This window comes from Pantoea sp. X-Soil-TKNS-1280, assembly GCF_059730475.1.
Window position 1 is genome coordinate 2,651,459 of record NZ_AP035962.1, and the last position, 16,474, is coordinate 2,667,932.

Genomic DNA, 16,474 nt, shown 5'->3' on the forward strand with positions numbered 1-16,474 from the left:
CTCCTTACATCATGCCTGGTGCGTCGAGGCCACTGCCATCAACCAGGCGGGAATAACGATATGGGGTCGGGTCCACCACCGGCGTGCCGTCGGTCGCCAGATCGGCGGCCAGCCGCCCGGCCCCCGGACCAATACCAAAACCGTGTGCACTGTACCCGGCTGAGATCACCAGTCCCGGTAGTTTCGCCACGGTGGAGATCACCGGAATGGCATCGGGGGTGCTGTCGATCATGCCGCCCCAGGATTGCGCCAGCTTAAGATTGGCCAGCGCCGGATACTCTTTACGCATCGCCGCCAGCCCTTCTTCCACTATGCTGGCATCCGCTGCCGGGTCGAGAATACGTACCCGTTCAAACGGCGACTGGCGATCAAACTCCCAGCTGCCCAGCGCTTCCGGGCCAGAAAAGAACGGTTTGATGCCAGGATTGAATTTAAGGTTTTTGCGGCGGCTTTTGAAGGTCGGATAGAACTGGCGTGCGTAGCGAATACCCTGCGCACCCGGTTCAAGACGACCGCGACCGGACACCGAGACGGTATAGCTGCCGTCAATCTGCGGGCGGCAGGCAAAGCCGGGGGTGTACAGCGGCATCGCAATCGCCTGCTCAATCGGCTGGGTGCGGAAGGCTGTGCCGATCACATTGCCAAGTGGCAGATCGATGCCGTGTCGGCGGCAGAACATCGATGTCCAGGCCCCGGCGGCGCAAATCACCCGGCTGGTTTTGATCAGGCCACGCTCGGTCCACACGCCGCTGACCCGGCCTGCCGCAATGTCCAGACCACGTACCGCGCATTGCTGGAACACCCGCGCGCCAAGACGCTGCGCACCAATCACCAGCCCGGCGGAAGCCAGTCGTGGCTCCGCATGGCCATCAGTGGGTGAGGACACTCCTCCGAGCCAGGGGGTGGTACTGCCAGGCGTCATCGCTTTGGCCTGCTCTGCGTTGAGCATGTCGCTGCGTACTCCGTAGTTTTTTGCCATCCGGCCCCATTTTTCCCAGGCCGCAATATCTTCTTCGTTACGCGTCGCATACACCAGGCCGCTGCGGCGGAAGCCCAGTTCTTCGCCGGTGGCCGCGTTGAGTTCCCCCCAGCGCTGGAGCGCATAGATAATCAGTGGCAGTTCGCGCTCGTCGCGGTTCTGCTGGCGACACCAGCCCCAGTTACGGCTCGACTGTTCCGCACCCACCAGCCCTTTTTCCACCAACACCACCTTTAACCCCTGCTGGGCCAGCTCCCAGGTGGCGGCAGAACCGGCGATACCGGCACCAATCACCACCACATCGGCGGACTCAGGGAAATCAGCACTGTCCTGTACATAACGAATCGGCGCAGGCATAACGTTGCTACCTCAATATTTAAAATATTTCTGCGATTTATAACCGCGCGATAAATCGCGCGACATCGGGAAAAAACCGCGCGATAAATCGCGCCGCTACATTCGTGCTGTTATTCCGCCTTCAGTACTTCTTCGTGCTCATCGAGCCAGCCCTGACGCAGCTCTGGCACAGCACGTTTCAGGCGTTCGAAATACAACTCGCTGGTGGGTTTGTCGTAATCCGCTCGGGCGATCTGGGTGACAATGCGGCCGCTTTTCATCACCACGATATCGTCGCAAACGGCGCGCACCGCGTGCATGTCGTGGCTGATAAACAGCACGGACAGCCCCAGCTCACGCCGCAGTTCGCTGATCAGATCCAGCACTGCCGCCGCCACTACGGTGTCGAGCGCCGAGGTCACTTCATCACACAGGATCAGATCCGGCTCGGCGGCCAGCGCCCGTGCGAGGTTAACGCGCTGTTTTTGCCCGCCGGAGAGCGCCCACGGACGCCGCCATAACACGCTGCGTGGCAGTTTGACCAGGTCGAGCAACTGATGCAGCCGCTGTTCGCGTGCCGCCCCACTCAGGCCGTGAAATAAGGCCAGCGGGCGTGACAGGATGCGTTCAACACTGTGCGCCGGATTCAGCGCGGTGTCTGCCATCTGAAAAACATACTGGATACGGCGCAACTCGTTATCGGGCCGCTTGTGCATGTCACCGTTGATGTAATGACCGTTGAATAACAGATGTCCCTGGCTCGGCGCATTCAGCCCGGCTATGGCGTGCGCCAGCGTGGTTTTACCGGATCCAGATTCGCCAATAATGCCGATCGCCTGCCCTTTCCACAGTTTCAGATTGATGTCTTCGAGGATGCGGATTTTGGGCTGACCATCGCTGCCGCGTGGACCATAACCGGCACAGAGATCGCGCACTTCCAGCAAAGGCTGGATCTCTGCCGTGTCACAGCTCCAGCTGCTTGGCCGCTCGGTCTGACGTGCGGCATCCATCAGCAACTGGGTATATTCCGCCTGCGGGTCGCCGATCAGGCGTTCGGTGGTGCCGTATTCCGCTATCTGGCCGCGCAGCAGCACCAGAATGCGGTCGGCCATTTGTGCCACCACCGCCAAATCGTGGCTGACGTAGATTGCCGTGACGCCGCGCTGCGCCACCACGCGGCGAAACGCCTTCAGTACCTCCACCTGGGTGGTCACATCCAGCGCGGTGGTGGGCTCATCCAGAATCACCACATCCGGATCGCCAATCAGCGCCATTGCCGTCATTAAACGCTGTAACTGGCCGCCGGATACCTGATGCGGAAAGCGCTCACCGATGGTGTCCGGATTCGGCAACGCCAGTTCACGAAACAGCGCGATAGCCTTCTCTTTCGCCGCTTTGCGTTTCATGCTGCCGCGGATCACCACCGGCTCGATCACCTGATCGAGGATGCGCATACCGGGGTTAAACGACGCCGCCGCGCTCTGCGCGATATAGGCGACCTTGTTACCACGAAACTCGCGCAGCTGGACCGGCGACAGGCTGCGGACATCGGTGCCTGCCACATGGATCATGCCGTCCGCGATACGGCAACCATGACGCGCATAACCCATCAGCGCCATGGCGATGGTGGTTTTGCCGGAGCCGGATTCACCAATCAGCGCCAGCACTTCGCCTTTCTGCACGGTAAAACGAATGTCGGAAACCAGATCGATCTCTTCGCCTTTGTCGGTCTGTGCAGTGACGCGCAGATTCTCGACGGCGATCACCGGCATCGCGGTGTGCGGTGTCACGTTCATGCTCCCTCCTTCGCAAAACTCAGCGGACGCATCGCCTGCAAGCTGTCGATAAACAGGTTGGCACCAATGGTCAGGCTGGCTATCGCCACCGCAGGCATCAGCACCGCAGGTGAACCATCAAACAGGCCCTGGATGTTTTCACGTACCAGCGTGCCCCAGTCGGCATACGGCGGTTGTACGCCGAGACCAAGGAAACTCAGGCCGCTGAGCAGCAACACGATGTAGACAAAACGCAGACCAAAATCGGTCAGCATCGGGTGCACCATATTCGGCAGGATGTCATGGATGGCGATGTACCAGCGGCTTTCACCGCGCAGCTTCGAAGCGCGCACGTAGTCCATGTTGCGCAGGCTGCTCGCCATGGCAAATGCGATACGAAACGCCCCCGGCCAGTAGGTGAAGATTGCGGTGAGAATCAGCATCGGCAGGGAAGAACCGAACACCGCCACAATCATCAGCGACAGCACTTTGCCGGGCAGCACCAGCAGCGCATCGTTGACGCGTCCCAGCAGTTCCTCCAGCCAGCGCCCGGTGACGGCTGCCAGCAATGCCAGCAGCGTACCAATCAGGCTGGCCCCGATCGCCGCGCTCAGCGCCAGGCCGATGGAGAACTTCGCGCCGTACAAAATGCGGCTGAGGATGTCACGGCCAAGATAATCCGTACCCAGCCAGTTATCTGCGGTAAAGCCGCCCAGCATCGGGCCGCCGCCAATATCTTCAACGCTGTGCGGTGCGAGCTGCGTACCGAACAATGCCATAAACACCCAGAACAGCGAGATCAGCAGGCCAAAACGACCGGAGATCGATAGCGACTGAAAAAAGCGCCAGGGAAGTAGCAAGCTATTCATCAGCTCCTCCATTTCGGGTTAAAGGCGATGGTGAGAATGTCGGCTGCCAGCAACAACAGCAGGTAGCAGGCGGCAAACAGCATGACGCAAAATTGCACCACCGGCAGATCGCGGTTGCTGACCGCATCGACCAGCGCACTGGCGAGGCCAGGGTAGCTGAAGATGGTTTCGATGATGATCACGCCACCAAACAGATACGACAGGCTGAGCGAGATGGAGTTAGCAATCGGCCCGACGGCATTAGGCAGCGCATGACGCAAAACTGCGCGCAGCGGCGAGACGCCTTTTAAGCGCGCCATTTCCAGGTAGGGGCTGTCGAGCTGATTGATGATGGCAGCACGCGTCATGCGCGCCATTTGCGCCACCAGCACGCAGCATAGCGTCAGCACCGGCAGCGCATAGGATTTCAGGTAACTGAGCAGGCTCATATCCGGGCTGCCGAATGACATGGCTGACACCCAATGCAGCTTCACCGCGAAAATCAGCACCGCCACCGTTGCCACCAGAAATTCCGGTACCGCCACCGTCGCCATGGTGCTGACCACAAGGAATCGGTCAATCATTGAACCCCGGTTCATCGCCGCCGCAATGCCGATCACCAGTGCCAGCGGTACGCAGATCAGCGTGGTGATTGCCGCCAGTTCAAAGGTGGCCGGAATACGCTGCGCCACCAGCTGTGCCACCGGTAAATGGCTGGCGAACGAGATGCCGAAATCGCCATGCAGCATGCCGCCCAGCCAGCTGAAATAACGCACCAGCAGCGGCTGATCCAGCCCGAGTTGCTGACGTAACGCCGCCACCGTTTCCGGTGTGGCGTTTTGCCCCAGAATCATCTGCGCCGCGTCACCGGGCAGCAGGCTGGTGATAAAAAACACCACCGCCGAGACGATAAGTAAAGTCAGGACGCCCGCGCCAGCGCGCCGGGCAATCAGGAACATCATGTATCGGTTCATCGGCGTACTCCTCTCAGGGTTAGGGATCAGGCAGAGAGCCAGGCAAACTCATGGAAGCGATAACCCATCATCATGCCTGATGGCCATGCCTCCACCCCTTTCACCTTCTTGTTGTAACCATCGGTGGAGCTGATAAAGGTGGGGATGATGGTGCCGCAGTGGTCGTAAATCAGCGTCTGCATATCACCGTACATCTGCTTGCGTTTCGCCTGATCGCGCTCACCCCTTGCCGCCACCACCAGCTGGTCAAACTGATCATTTTTCCAGCCGGATTCATTGTTCGACGCGGTGGAGAGATAGAACTGGGAGAACAACATATCCAGCGTCGGACGCGGGTTGATGGAGCCGTAGCCGACCGGATCTTTGGTCCAGTGCGTTGACCAGTAGCCGTCATACGGCACGCGGCGCACTTTGAAGTTCACCCCGGTGTTGCGCGCCACCTGCTGAATCAGCTGGCCACCCTCCACTGCCCCTTCAATGTTCGGTGTGGTGATGATTTCCACACTGGCCCCGACCATGCCGGCTTTTTTGAAGTGGAATTTGGCTTTTTCCACATCCAGCGGGCGTGGCTTCAGATCCGCGTTGTACAGCGGATGCCACGGCGGTACGGGCGTGTCATTACTCACGTCGCCATATCCCTGCAACACGGTCTTCACCAGCATTTCGCGCGGTTGCAGATACTTCATCCCCAGCACGAAATCTTCGTTGCTGCCGGGTTTCATGTCGGTGCGCACGATCAGGTTGGTGTACATGCCGGATTTACTCTCCAGCACGCCGAAATCACGGGTGGCTTTGATACGTTTGCAATCGGCAGCGCTGAGGGTGGAGATGATATGCAGGTCACCCGACATCAGCGCATTGACGCGCGCTGCCTGGTCGGTCACGCCCAGCAGTTCCACCTCGTCGAGATGTGGCAAATCGGGTTTGAAGTAGTTGGGATTCTTCACGCCCACGGTACGCACGCCGGGACTGAATTCTTTCAGTTTGAACGGGCCGGTGCCGATGCCTTTACTGAAATCTTTGGTGCCATCCTGCACGATCAGGAACGGGGCCGCCGCCAGCATATAAGGAACGTCAAAGTTGGCCTGGCTCAGCACCAGCTGCACTTCGTTATCATTGACGGCGGTGAAGGTTTTGAATTGATCGGCCAATTTGAAGGCGTTGGAGGCGACTGCCGGATCTTTGTGGCGACTCAGGGAATAAATCACATCTTTGGCGGTGAGCGGTTTGCCATCGTGGAAGGTCACGCCCTTGCGCAGCTTGATTTGCCAGGTAATGCCATCACTGGATGCCACCGATTCCGCCAGCCCCGGCTGAATTTGCAGGTTTTTGTCCAGTTCAGTCAGACCGCTGTAGACCATAAACTGACGGGTGTAGTCGCCGCTGTTGTTGCCTTTGGCGGGATCAAGCGTATCGGTGGCTGAGGCGTTGGCCATCGCCGCGCGCAGCTTACCGCCTTTGACCGGCGTTTCCGCCGCAAAACCCATTTCCGGAAAACCGATCAGGCCGGTGCTCATCACCGCACCGGCGGACAACAACTTCATCAGGCTGCGACGGGACAGAGACCCTTCGGTCAATGCACGCGTCAGAGCCGGATTCACAGCGTCAGATTCTTTCTTAAATTTACTCATCTGCACACCCTCAATATGAAATGTTGTTTGCTTTGATAATCGTTACTGACACCCTGCGCCTTGCCGTTTTGCGCAATTAATTGCGCCGCTACAGACCGCACCCCGCCGTAGCTGCGCGATTTATCGCGCGAACAGGTGCAGGAGATGATCAGGAGAGCCGGTCCTTAGCTTTGTAATACAAGCCCGCGAGAGGCAAAAACCACGGTTTGCCGTGGTAACCGGGCAACGCAGGCCAGGCCTCTCGCTGCCACGGGTTATCATTGCGTTTTTCGGCCAGCACATCGGCCATCACCCGCCCCATCCAGGTTGACATCTGGGTGCCATGCCCGCTGTAGCCGAGGGAATAGAACACGCCGTCGTGCTCACCGGCACGCGGCAGGCGGTCGGCGGTCATATCGACCATGCCGCCCCAGCAGTAATCAATGGCGGCCTTACCCAACTGCGGGAACAGCGCGGTCATCGCCGCCCGTAACACCTCGCCGCTGCGCGAGTCCGACGTCGGATTGCTGACGGCAAAGCGGGCGCGGCCGCCAAACACCAGACGACGGTCGGCAGTGGTACGGAAGTAGTTACCGATATTCAGCGAGGTGACGTAGGTACGATCCTGCGGCAGGATCTGGCGCAGCAACTCATCGCCCAGCGGTTCTGTCACCACGATAAAACTGCCCACCGGCACGATGCGGCGCTGGAACCACGGAAATGGCCCTTCGTTTGAAACACCGGTGGCCATCAGTACCTTGTCGGCCACGATTTCACCCTGTGTGGTGGTGATACGGTGGCGATAACCGTTCAGACGGGTTAGCCCGGTAACCGCGTGATGTGGGAAAATCTTCGCCCCGCTGCGAGCAGCCGCTTCCGCCAGTCCGACACCAAATTTCCCCATATGCATCTGACCGCCACGCTTTTGCAGCAGGCCACCGTGAAAGGCATCGCTACCCACTTCACGCCGTATGTCATCTTTGCTAATCAGCTCGATCTCCGGGTCCACGGTATCGCGCATCAGTTGCCAGGCGCTGCGCAGGCCGGGGAAGTGCGTGGCCTTGCTGGCGAGTTTCAGTTTGCCGCACAGGCGGAAGTCGCAATCGATCTGCTCGTCATGCACCAGCTGCTCGACATAGCTCACCGCCCCATCAAAAGCACGATAGAAGCGGCTGGCCTGTTCCAGCCCCTGGCTGGCAACCAGTACGGCAAAGTTTTGTGAGACGCCGGTATTGCAGTGACCACCGTTGCGCGCCGAGGCCTGGCTCATGATGTCGCCACTTTCCAGCAGCACCACATCGATGCCGCTCCGTGCCAGGTTGAGCGCTGCCGAGACGCCGGTAAAACCACCGCCAATAACCACCACGCTGGCCGTGGCGGGCAGCGCACCCGTGGCTGCGCCGGTAAATTGCGGGGCGGTGGCCTGCCAGAAAGATTCGAGTTTCATTGCGCTGCCCTCCGGGCTTAGAGTCCGACCACAGCGGGCAGACCGCCGATATCTTTGATCTCGGTGTAGCCGTAAGCCGGGTTGGCAGGATCGTGACCACGATTGACCCACACCTTGTTGGTGATCCCCATGTCATGGCAGGTCATCAGGTCATAACGCAGGCTGGAGGAAACATGCAGAATTTCGTCCGGACGGCAGTCAAGTTTTTCCAGCATGTATTCAAAGCCTTTCATCTGCGGCTTGTATGCGCCGACCTCTTCTGCGGTGATCGCCATGTGGATCGGCGCACCGAGACGCGGAATATGATGTGGCAGCAGGTCTTTCATCGAGTTGGAGAGCAGCACCAGCGGGAATTCTTGCGCCACTTTCGCCAGACCGGCTGGCACATCCGCATGCGGACCCCAGGTGGCGCAGTCGGTGTAGATAAAGTCGCTGTCGGCTTTGTCCCACTGCACGCCCCACTTGTTACAGGCGCGTTGCAGTGCGTGACTCACCACGTCGTAATAGGGTTTCCATGCGCCCAGCACTTCGTCCATACGGTAACGGGCAAAATCGGTGGTAAACGCCCGCATCGCTTCCGGTGCCACGCGTTCTTTAAAGCAGCGCTCAGCCGCCCCCGCCATATCGAAGTTGATCAGGGTGCCGTAGCAATCAAAGGTGATGTATTTCGGTTTAAACAGTGCCATGACGCGACCTCGTCGTTGTCTGAAACGGAAATTAAAAATCGATTAATACACTCTTCTGGCGCTGACAGGCCTGAAAAGCCTGACGCCCCAGATCTTTGCCAATACCGGAGCCAAGGAAGCCGCCGGTGGGGATAATAAAATCGCCGGAACGGCCATAGCGGTTGATCCACACGGTGCCGGATTCCAGTGCACGCATCGCCCGCATCGCCCGTGGCAGGCTCAGGGTGTGCACTCCAGCGCACAGGCCATAGGTTTCATGCGTTGCCAGCTGTAGGCCTTCCTCTTCGTCGTCAAACGCCTGCACGGTAAGCACCGGGCCAAAAATTTCCTGCTGCACCGCCGGATTATCAGGTGCCACACCGCATAACAGCGTTGGCTGCCAGAACCAGCCTTCGGCGGTGTCGGCAAAACGCTCGCCACCTACCAGCACCTCCGCTCCCTGCGCTTTCGCGGCCGCGATCACCGATGCCACTTTGTGGCCCTGGCGTTCGTCTATCAGTGGTGCATAACGGCTGTCATCCTGCCAGGTGACACCCGGCCGCGGTTGCTGGCACAGCGTCACCAGACGATCCAGCAACGGCTGTGCGATACCACGTTGCACAATCAGACGCGTACCGGCCACGCAGGCCTGGCCGCCATTGGCGGTAAAGCCGCGCAGGATACGCTGTGCCAGCACCTCAATATCGCCTGCATCGTCGAACACCAGCTGTGGACTTTTGCCACCCAGTTCCAGCGTGACCGGTTTCATGCCGTGCTGCGCGGCATCACTCATGATGCGTGCACCGGTCACGGTAGAACCGGTAAAGGAAACCTTGCGCACCAGCGGATGCGTGACCAGTGCATGGCCGGTCACCGCCCCGTTGCCCTGCACAATATTCAGGATGCCCGCCGGTAAACCGGCCTGCACAGCCAGCTCAGCCATGCGTACGGTGGAGAACGGTGTCAGCTCGGAGGGTTTCAGCACCACGGCATTGCCCGCCGCCAGCGCCGGGCCGCATTTCCATGACGCCATCGATAACGGGAAATTCCACGGGGTGATGGCGCCGATGACGCCATAAGGTTCAGAGATCAGCATGCCAAGGCTGCTTTCTTTGGTCGGGAACAGGTCGCCGCTGTATTTGTCGGCGCACTCGGCGTAGAAACGAATCGCTTCGGCGGTGAACGGAATTTCATGCTGCACCACGTCGCTGATCGGGCGGGTGGAACCGAGCGCTTCCAGCTGTGCCAGCAACAGGTCGCTCTCAATCAGATCCGCCCAGCGACGCAGCACTTTGCCTCGTTCGCGCGGTGGACAGCTGCGCCAGCTGCTGGCAGTTAATGCGTGATGAGCGATAGTGACCGCACCATCCACATCCGCTGCGGTGGCTTCATTCAGGCTGGCGTAGACTTTGCCATCGGAGGGGCGTTTAACCGCAAAAGACGCGCCCTGCGTATGTTGATGCTGACCATTAATATAATGTCCAGCGGGTAAAGAAACTTTTTCAGGGTCGAAACTTAACATGGAAAAATCCTTATTTGTCACACCCGTCATTAGCGTGCTAATTAAAACTTCTTGCCACAGTTATCTGCGCTGTTAATAAGCTAATGCAGAAAGTATGCCAGCCCATCAAAAAATAATAATGCGTAAAAAACAGCCCAAAAAAATTTTCTGCCGTATTGGCGAGCTAAATTTTGCGGAATTGCCGAAGCAATAAACAGATGATTTACTTCACAAAATACGTGCATCCCTTTGGTGCACCTCGCATGAAACTTGCACTAAAACAGCGAATGCCGGGAAAAACATGACATTGCGCACAAAATAAAAAGCGCCTGTTACCAAAGGCAACAGGCGCTGAGCTGTTCGTTTGTTAATTTTTAATCAGAGGCTGCCAATATGAAAAGTTTTCTGCTCCAGATACTCTTCTATTCCGTAGCGTGATCCTTCACGTCCTAAACCGGATAATTTAATTCCACCGAATGGCGCGGCGTCTAATGAAATGGCACCGGTATTAAATCCCACCATGCCAAATTCCAGCGCTTCTGCTACGCGCCACGCCCGCCGAATATTTTCGGTGAAGAAATAAGCACCGAGACCATAAGGCGTATCATTCGCCATCGCGATGGCTTCTTCTTCTTCATCAAAAATAAACAATGGCGCAACCGGGCCAAAAGTTTCTTCATGGGCGATACGCATGCGGCTGGTGACATTACCGAGCACCGTTGGCTGAACAAAAGTGCCGTTGGGCTGGCTGATGCCCCCCGTCAGCAGAGTTGCCCCCTGGCTCAGTGCATCATCAATATGGCTATTCACCTTTTCAACCGCGCGATCGTTAATCAACGGACCGATGGTGCTTTGCGCATCAAAGCCGTCGCCGACTTTTAACGTCGCCACCGCTGCCAGCAACCGGGCGCTGAAACGTTCATAAATACCACGCTGCACCAGGATGCGGTTGGCGCAGACGCAGGTTTGTCCGGCATTACGAAACTTGCTCGCCATCACGCCAGCAATCGCAATCTCCAGGTCGGCATCGTCAAAGACGATCAAGGGTGCATTGCCACCCAGTTCCAGGCTCAAACGTTTCACGCTGTCGGCACTTTGCTGCATCAACAGTTGCCCGATGCGCGTGGATCCGGTGAAGGAGATTTTGCGCACCGTACGACTGGCAGTGAGCGTGCTGCCGATATCGGCAGGCAGACCGGTCAGTACCTGAAGCACGCCACTCGGGAAGCCTGCGCGTTCGGCCAGCACCGCCAGCGCCAGTGCGGATAACGGCGTCAGTTCGGAAGGCTTCACAATGATGGGGCACCCAGCTGCCAGCGCCGGAGCAACTTTGCGGGTGATCATCGCAATCGGGAAGTTCCACGGCGTGATGGCGGCAGCCACCCCCACCGGTTGTTTCAGCACCAGTATGCGGCGATCTTCGCTCGGTGCCGGGATGGTATCACCATAGATACGGCGCGCCTCTTCCGCGAACCATTTAACGAAACTGGCACCGTACAGCACTTCGCCTTTGGCTTCCGCCAGCGGTTTGCCCTGTTCGGCGGTCATGATGATCGCCAGGTCATCCGCATTCTCCAGGATCAGCTGATGCCACTTTTCCAGCAACGCCGCGCGGGCGGCATTCGGCGTCTTACCCCAGCTGATGCGTACTGATTCGGCATAATCTATTGCCTGTTCGGTTTCTACCGCACCCAGTGCCGGGATGGTCGCCAGCGTTTCCTGAGTGGAAGGATCGACAACCGGCAACGTCGCGCCGCTGTGCGCATCCTGCCAGCGTCCGCCAAATAACGCCTGCTGGCGCAGTAACTCCGTATCTTTCAGTTGAATTCGCGACATGCTTTTCCCCTGTGTCTATGTCATTTCACTGTAACGCGGCGGCACAGCGCAGGATGTTTTTCTGCGAGAACGAAATGACACAGCTACGCGTTTTGTGACGGGAAAAGAAATTTTATGCTGCGCGGCCCGAACGAGCCGCACGCGGGAAGTTAGATCTGGAAGTCGATGGCGGGTTCTTCGCCGGTTTCGTAGGAGAGCGCCTGACGCTTGATCTCTTCCAGCGACAGGTTGGCGTTACAGAGTTCGAGGAATTGCCAGACATAGTTACGTTGCAGCTGGCCGCGTTTCAGGCCCAGCCAGACGGTGTTGGCATCGAATAAATGACGGGCATCGATTTTTACCAAGTCTTCACCATCATAGATATCGCAAGCCTGGTCGGCGAGGATGCCGACGCCGAGACCCAGTTCGACATAGGTTTTTACCACATCGGAATCCTGGGCGCTGAGCACAATATCCGGCTTCAGCCCGGCAGCCTGGAAGGCGCGGTCAACACGCGAACGGCCAGTGATACCCTGGCGGTAGGTGATCAGTGGATAGCGGCTCAGCTGACCCAGCGATACCTGCTCCGTCTGCAACAGTTCATGATCGTGCGGCACCAGCAGCGAGTGATGCCAGCTAAACCACGGGAAAGCTGCCAGGCTGGCGTTATTCACCAGTTGTTCACTGGCAATACCGACATCGGCCTCCCCCGCCAGCAGCATCGCCACAATTTCCTGCGGCGATCCCTGATTCAGCTCCAGCCGTACATTGGGGTAGAGCTGGCGGAAAGCTTTGATCACCCGCGGCAGGCTATAACGTGCCTGGGTATGGGTGGTGGCGATGGTCAGCACCCCGCTGGTTTCATTGGTAAACACATCGGCGAGGCGGCGGACTTTGCCCGCTTCATCAAGGATGCGTTCAGCAATGGTCAGCAACGCTTTACCTGGCTCAGTCATCCCCAGCAGACGCTTACCACGACGGATAAAAATTTCGACGCCAAGTTCATCTTCCAGATCGCGAATATGGCGACTGACCCCGGATTGCGAGGTAAAGAGCGTGTTAGCGACTTCAGTCAGGTTGAACTCGCAACGGGCTGCTTCACGTATAATTTTAAGTTGCTGGAAATTCACACCTTTTCTCCTTGTTCCTGCCCCTGTTTCATCCATGTTATGAAGTTGGTGGCAGTACAACAAATAATAAAAAACGGTTTGTTATGCGGAATGGTAATAAGGAAGGAGCCAGACCGGGTTGAGGCGGTGGCGGGTTGCGTCCGCCGTTCCGCCCGCAAGGCAGCAGCGGTTTGGCTATGAGAAGGTTCCGCCCGCCAGGCATGGCCGAGTTTCAGCCGCAACGTGCAGGCGGACGGGCAAAGGTGCGATGGCGCGCACCTTTGCAATCCGCGCCCTGCGGCGTCCTCGCGCAGCGCTTCGCGCTGTTCCCTCGCTTATCTCTCAGGCCTGACGGACCGCGCGGATTCGCCATCCATGGCTCATGCCGCCCTCTCGCCGCATCCATGCGGCTCGTCCTGGCCTTCCCTCTGCACTCGGCGCTGCGAATGCCGCCAACACCCCCGCCTGCACGCCCGGCGCTGTCTGCATTGCGCGATAAATCGCGCCGCTACGTTACGTGCAATCCTTTGTAGCGGCGCGATTTATCGCGCAGGCAGCCATGGCGAAAGCACAGAAAAGCATTGATGTGGCAGCGGCGGCTGGGCGCGGGAGCGATTCCAGGATGAGCCGCATGGATGCGGCGAAAGGCGGCGTTGAGCAGGAGCGAATCGACGCCGGTCCGTCGGAAGTTGTAGCGGCGCGATTTATCGCGCGAAAAAGCCGCAAAGCGGCGAGGAAGGCGGCGCAAGGCCGGGGAATGCAAAGGGGACGGCCAGGTCCCCTTTGCTCGGTCGCCGCACCGGCGAGCTGAAACTGCAAGTGCCAATAGCGAACGAAATCACACCGAACCGAACGAAATCACGCCGAAGCGAACGAAATCACCTCGTAGTAGGTGTCGGGCGCAGCCTGACCAGTCGCCCCCGACCGCAATCAACCTACCAGCATTAATTCACGATCTTCCACCATCGGCTTATTCAGCAGCGACAGCAGAATATTTTTCACCGCCTGCGCTGATGGCGACAGTGGCAGACGCGCAGACACGTTCAGTGACAGCGGCAGATTCAGCGATGGGCTGTTGATGCGCGCCATCCAGGCATGAGTAGAACTGACCAGCGCACGCGCGGCCGACTCCGGCAGTACGGTCACGCCCATACCGCTCGATACTGCCGCAGTCAGCGTAGAAATCGATTCAATCTCACCAATAATGCGCGCACTGAGACGACGCAGGGAGAAGGCTTCATCCACACGTTTACGTACCGCACTGTAATCGCGTGGCAGGAACAGGTTCATCTGCGCCACATCGGCCAGATCCACCGTGGTTCCTGGGCAGTCGGTCGCACCGACCAGATACAGCTCTTCTTTCATCAGCGGAATGCTGTTGATACCAGCCGTTGGTGCGCGGTCGTACAGCACCGCCATATCCAGCTGGCCGTTCATCACTTTCTCGTTCAGAGAGGTACCGCTGTTTTCATGCAGATACACCAGCACATCCGGATACTGTTCGCGCACGGTTTGCAGCAACGGCATGGTCAGCGATGATGCTGCGGTACCCGGTGCCAGACCAATCGAAACCTGGCCATTCAGCGCCTGGCCCGCATTGATCACCGCCGTCTGCGCCTGTTCGCACTGACGCAAGATGGTGCGTGCGTGGGCATAAAGAATTTTACCGGCTTCCGTCGGCGTTACGCCGCGTTTGGTACGAATCAGCAATTGCTGATCCAGCTCGTTCTCCAGCGTCGCCACCTGCTGGCTAAGCGCGGGCTGCGCAATATGCAACACTTCTGCTGCCTGAGTCAGGCTGCCGATATCGACGATTTTTACAAAGTATTTCAGTCGTCTTAAGTTCATTTTGCCTCCGTCACGGATCCCCGAATGCCCAATAATTATTGGTGCTCTTAGCCTGCTGGCTTGTGGTGATATAGGTTGCAATATGCAGGCCAGGTTTTATCAAAACACGTAAAAGCTTTACCAGATTTTTCCTAACGACGCGGAAAATAAGCGTTTCTGATTACCACTTTAGAGTTAATAAGCGCAGCACATGGCACGGATTGTTGAAAGATTACGCGTAACGCACCAAATAAGTGCAGAAAATGCGAGGCAGGCGTGCAAAAAAGTGATGACCCGGCGACTCTTTTTAGTGCACTGAATGGCGTCAGCATGGGCAAAGACAGGGAAAATCAGGGAGTTAAATGAAGGTTATATGACAAAGCCAGTAGTAAAACTTATCACCTGCCATCCAAAGCGATACGCGAAATAATTCGTACTGAACCAAGGCGGCAAGCGACCTCAGCCCCGAGAGCATAGATTACTATGTGACCGGGGTGAGGGAGCGCAGCCAACGCAGCTACGGTGCGAAGTATGAAGCGTATCAGCGTTTTTTGCGGTTGCGGTGCATATCGATGGACACTGCCGCGACGATGATGATGCCTTTAATGATGTCTTGCACGTACGCATCCACCCCTACAAAGGTGAATCCACTCTTAATCAGGCCGAGGATCACCGCACCGATCAACGTGCCGGTAATACGACCCACGCCGCCCATCAGGCTGCTGCCGCCGATAACTGCTGCGGCGATGGCGTCCAGTTCATAGGCGAGCCCCATACTTGACTGTCCGCTACTGACGCGCGCCGCCAGTACCACACCGGCCAGGCCCGAGAGCGCACCGGCGATGGTGTAGACGATAATCAGGTATTTATTGACGTTGATGCCGGAGACTTTAGCGGAGGTCATGTTGCCGCCAATGGCGTAGACATATTTGCCGTAGCGGGTGTGCTTCAGTGCGATATGGAACAGGAACGCCACCACCAGGAAGATCACCACAGGCATTGCACCCTGACCGATCGAGGTGAAACCATCAGACAGGAAGCTGATCGGGTTGCCCTGGGTGTAGTACTGCGCCAGACCGCGTGCGGATACCATCATACCGAGGGTGGCGATAAACGGAGGGATACCCGTTTTGGTGATCAAGACCCCGTTGACCAGCCCACAGACCAGCCCCACCCCAATACCCGCAACAATCGGAATGGCCGCTGGCAGGTTAACCAGCGAAGGATACATCGGCGTCAGGCTATCGGAGGTTTGCGCCAGGCTGGCCGCGACAACCGCCGTCAGCGCGATGACTGAACCGGATGAAAGATCGATACCGGTGGTAATAATGACCTGAGTCACCCCCACCGCGATGATACCGATAATCGCCACCTGCAACACAATCAGCACCAGACGATTGGTGTTCATCAGGAAGGATTGATCGCGGACATACCAGCCCGCAATTTCAAAGATCAGGGCAATACCCAGCATCACCACAAAAATACCGGTATCTTTCGGCATCTTGTGGCGCAAATTGCTGAAAAAGGACGTCTGTTGTTCAGTTGCCTGGGGGGCTGTAACTTTCATGTTGCTCATAGTTGCCTCACG

At 57.8% G+C, this 16,474-nt stretch carries 13 protein-coding genes; 1 reads left to right on the plus strand and 12 read right to left on the minus strand.

What is annotated here, in order from left to right; genetic code table 11:
• Nucleotides 1-4: 4 nt before the first annotated feature.
• The 10 genes from AC6I8X_RS12375 to cbl form a co-directional block, all read right to left on the minus strand.
• A complete protein-coding gene (locus AC6I8X_RS12375; protein WP_416412188.1) occupies nucleotides 5-1,336 on the minus strand; it encodes an NAD(P)/FAD-dependent oxidoreductase in 1,332 nt (443 codons plus the stop codon).
• Nucleotides 1,337-1,446: 110 nt separating this feature from the next.
• Complete coding sequence (locus tag AC6I8X_RS12380; RefSeq protein WP_497839878.1) at nucleotides 1,447-3,111, minus strand: ABC transporter ATP-binding protein; 1,665 nt, start codon at nucleotides 3,109-3,111, stop codon at nucleotides 1,447-1,449.
• Entirely contained in the window at nucleotides 3,108-3,959 is an 852-nt protein-coding gene (locus AC6I8X_RS12385) for an ABC transporter permease (RefSeq protein ID WP_299449494.1), read from the minus strand. Before AC6I8X_RS12385 ends, AC6I8X_RS12380 begins: the two co-directional genes overlap by 4 nt.
• On the minus strand, nucleotides 3,959-4,912 hold the full coding sequence (locus tag AC6I8X_RS12390) for an ABC transporter permease (RefSeq protein WP_299449492.1): 954 nt from the start codon (nucleotides 4,910-4,912) through the stop codon (nucleotides 3,959-3,961). The genes AC6I8X_RS12385 and AC6I8X_RS12390 overlap by 1 nt, the downstream gene beginning before the upstream one ends.
• A 26-nt stretch (nucleotides 4,913-4,938) precedes the next feature.
• Nucleotides 4,939-6,543: an ABC transporter substrate-binding protein gene (locus AC6I8X_RS12395; protein WP_313688342.1), complete on the minus strand. Its 1,605-nt coding sequence runs from the start codon at nucleotides 6,541-6,543 to the stop codon at nucleotides 4,939-4,941.
• 148 nt (nucleotides 6,544-6,691) lie between these two features.
• Entirely contained in the window at nucleotides 6,692-7,969 is a 1,278-nt protein-coding gene (locus AC6I8X_RS12400; RefSeq protein ID WP_497839879.1) for an NAD(P)/FAD-dependent oxidoreductase, read from the minus strand.
• A gap of 17 nt (nucleotides 7,970-7,986) precedes the next feature.
• Entirely contained in the window at nucleotides 7,987-8,655 is a 669-nt protein-coding gene (locus tag AC6I8X_RS12405; protein WP_313688346.1) for a haloacid dehalogenase type II, read from the minus strand.
• Nucleotides 8,656-8,686: 31 nt separating this feature from the next.
• Nucleotides 8,687-10,156, minus strand: coding sequence for an aldehyde dehydrogenase family protein (locus AC6I8X_RS12410; RefSeq protein WP_497839880.1), 1,470 nt, complete (start codon nucleotides 10,154-10,156; stop codon nucleotides 8,687-8,689).
• Nucleotides 10,157-10,513: 357 nt separating this feature from the next.
• A complete protein-coding gene (locus AC6I8X_RS12415; RefSeq protein ID WP_313688350.1) occupies nucleotides 10,514-11,971 on the minus strand; it encodes an NAD-dependent succinate-semialdehyde dehydrogenase in 1,458 nt (485 codons plus the stop codon).
• Nucleotides 11,972-12,120: 149 nt separating this feature from the next.
• A complete protein-coding gene (gene cbl, locus AC6I8X_RS12420; protein WP_299449485.1) occupies nucleotides 12,121-13,080 on the minus strand; it encodes an HTH-type transcriptional regulator Cbl in 960 nt (319 codons plus the stop codon).
• 496 nt (nucleotides 13,081-13,576) lie between these two features.
• Between cbl and AC6I8X_RS12425 the strand changes: the two genes are divergently transcribed.
• Nucleotides 13,577-13,870, plus strand: coding sequence for a hypothetical protein (locus tag AC6I8X_RS12425; RefSeq protein WP_497839881.1), 294 nt, complete (start codon nucleotides 13,577-13,579; stop codon nucleotides 13,868-13,870).
• A 119-nt stretch (nucleotides 13,871-13,989) separates the two neighbouring features.
• Here the strand turns inward: AC6I8X_RS12425 and nac are convergent, their stop codons facing one another.
• Together nac and AC6I8X_RS12435 are read right to left on the minus strand one after the other, a co-directional pair.
• Nucleotides 13,990-14,907 carry a nitrogen assimilation transcriptional regulator NAC gene (nac, locus tag AC6I8X_RS12430; RefSeq protein ID WP_313689801.1) on the minus strand — a complete coding sequence of 306 codons (918 nt, stop codon included), beginning with the start codon at nucleotides 14,905-14,907 and terminating at the stop codon, nucleotides 13,990-13,992.
• Nucleotides 14,908-15,427: 520 nt separating this feature from the next.
• Nucleotides 15,428-16,453, minus strand: a complete 1,026-nt coding sequence (locus AC6I8X_RS12435) for an ABC transporter permease (RefSeq protein ID WP_313689804.1) — start codon at nucleotides 16,451-16,453, stop codon at nucleotides 15,428-15,430.
• Between the last annotated feature and the right edge of the window lie 21 nt (nucleotides 16,454-16,474).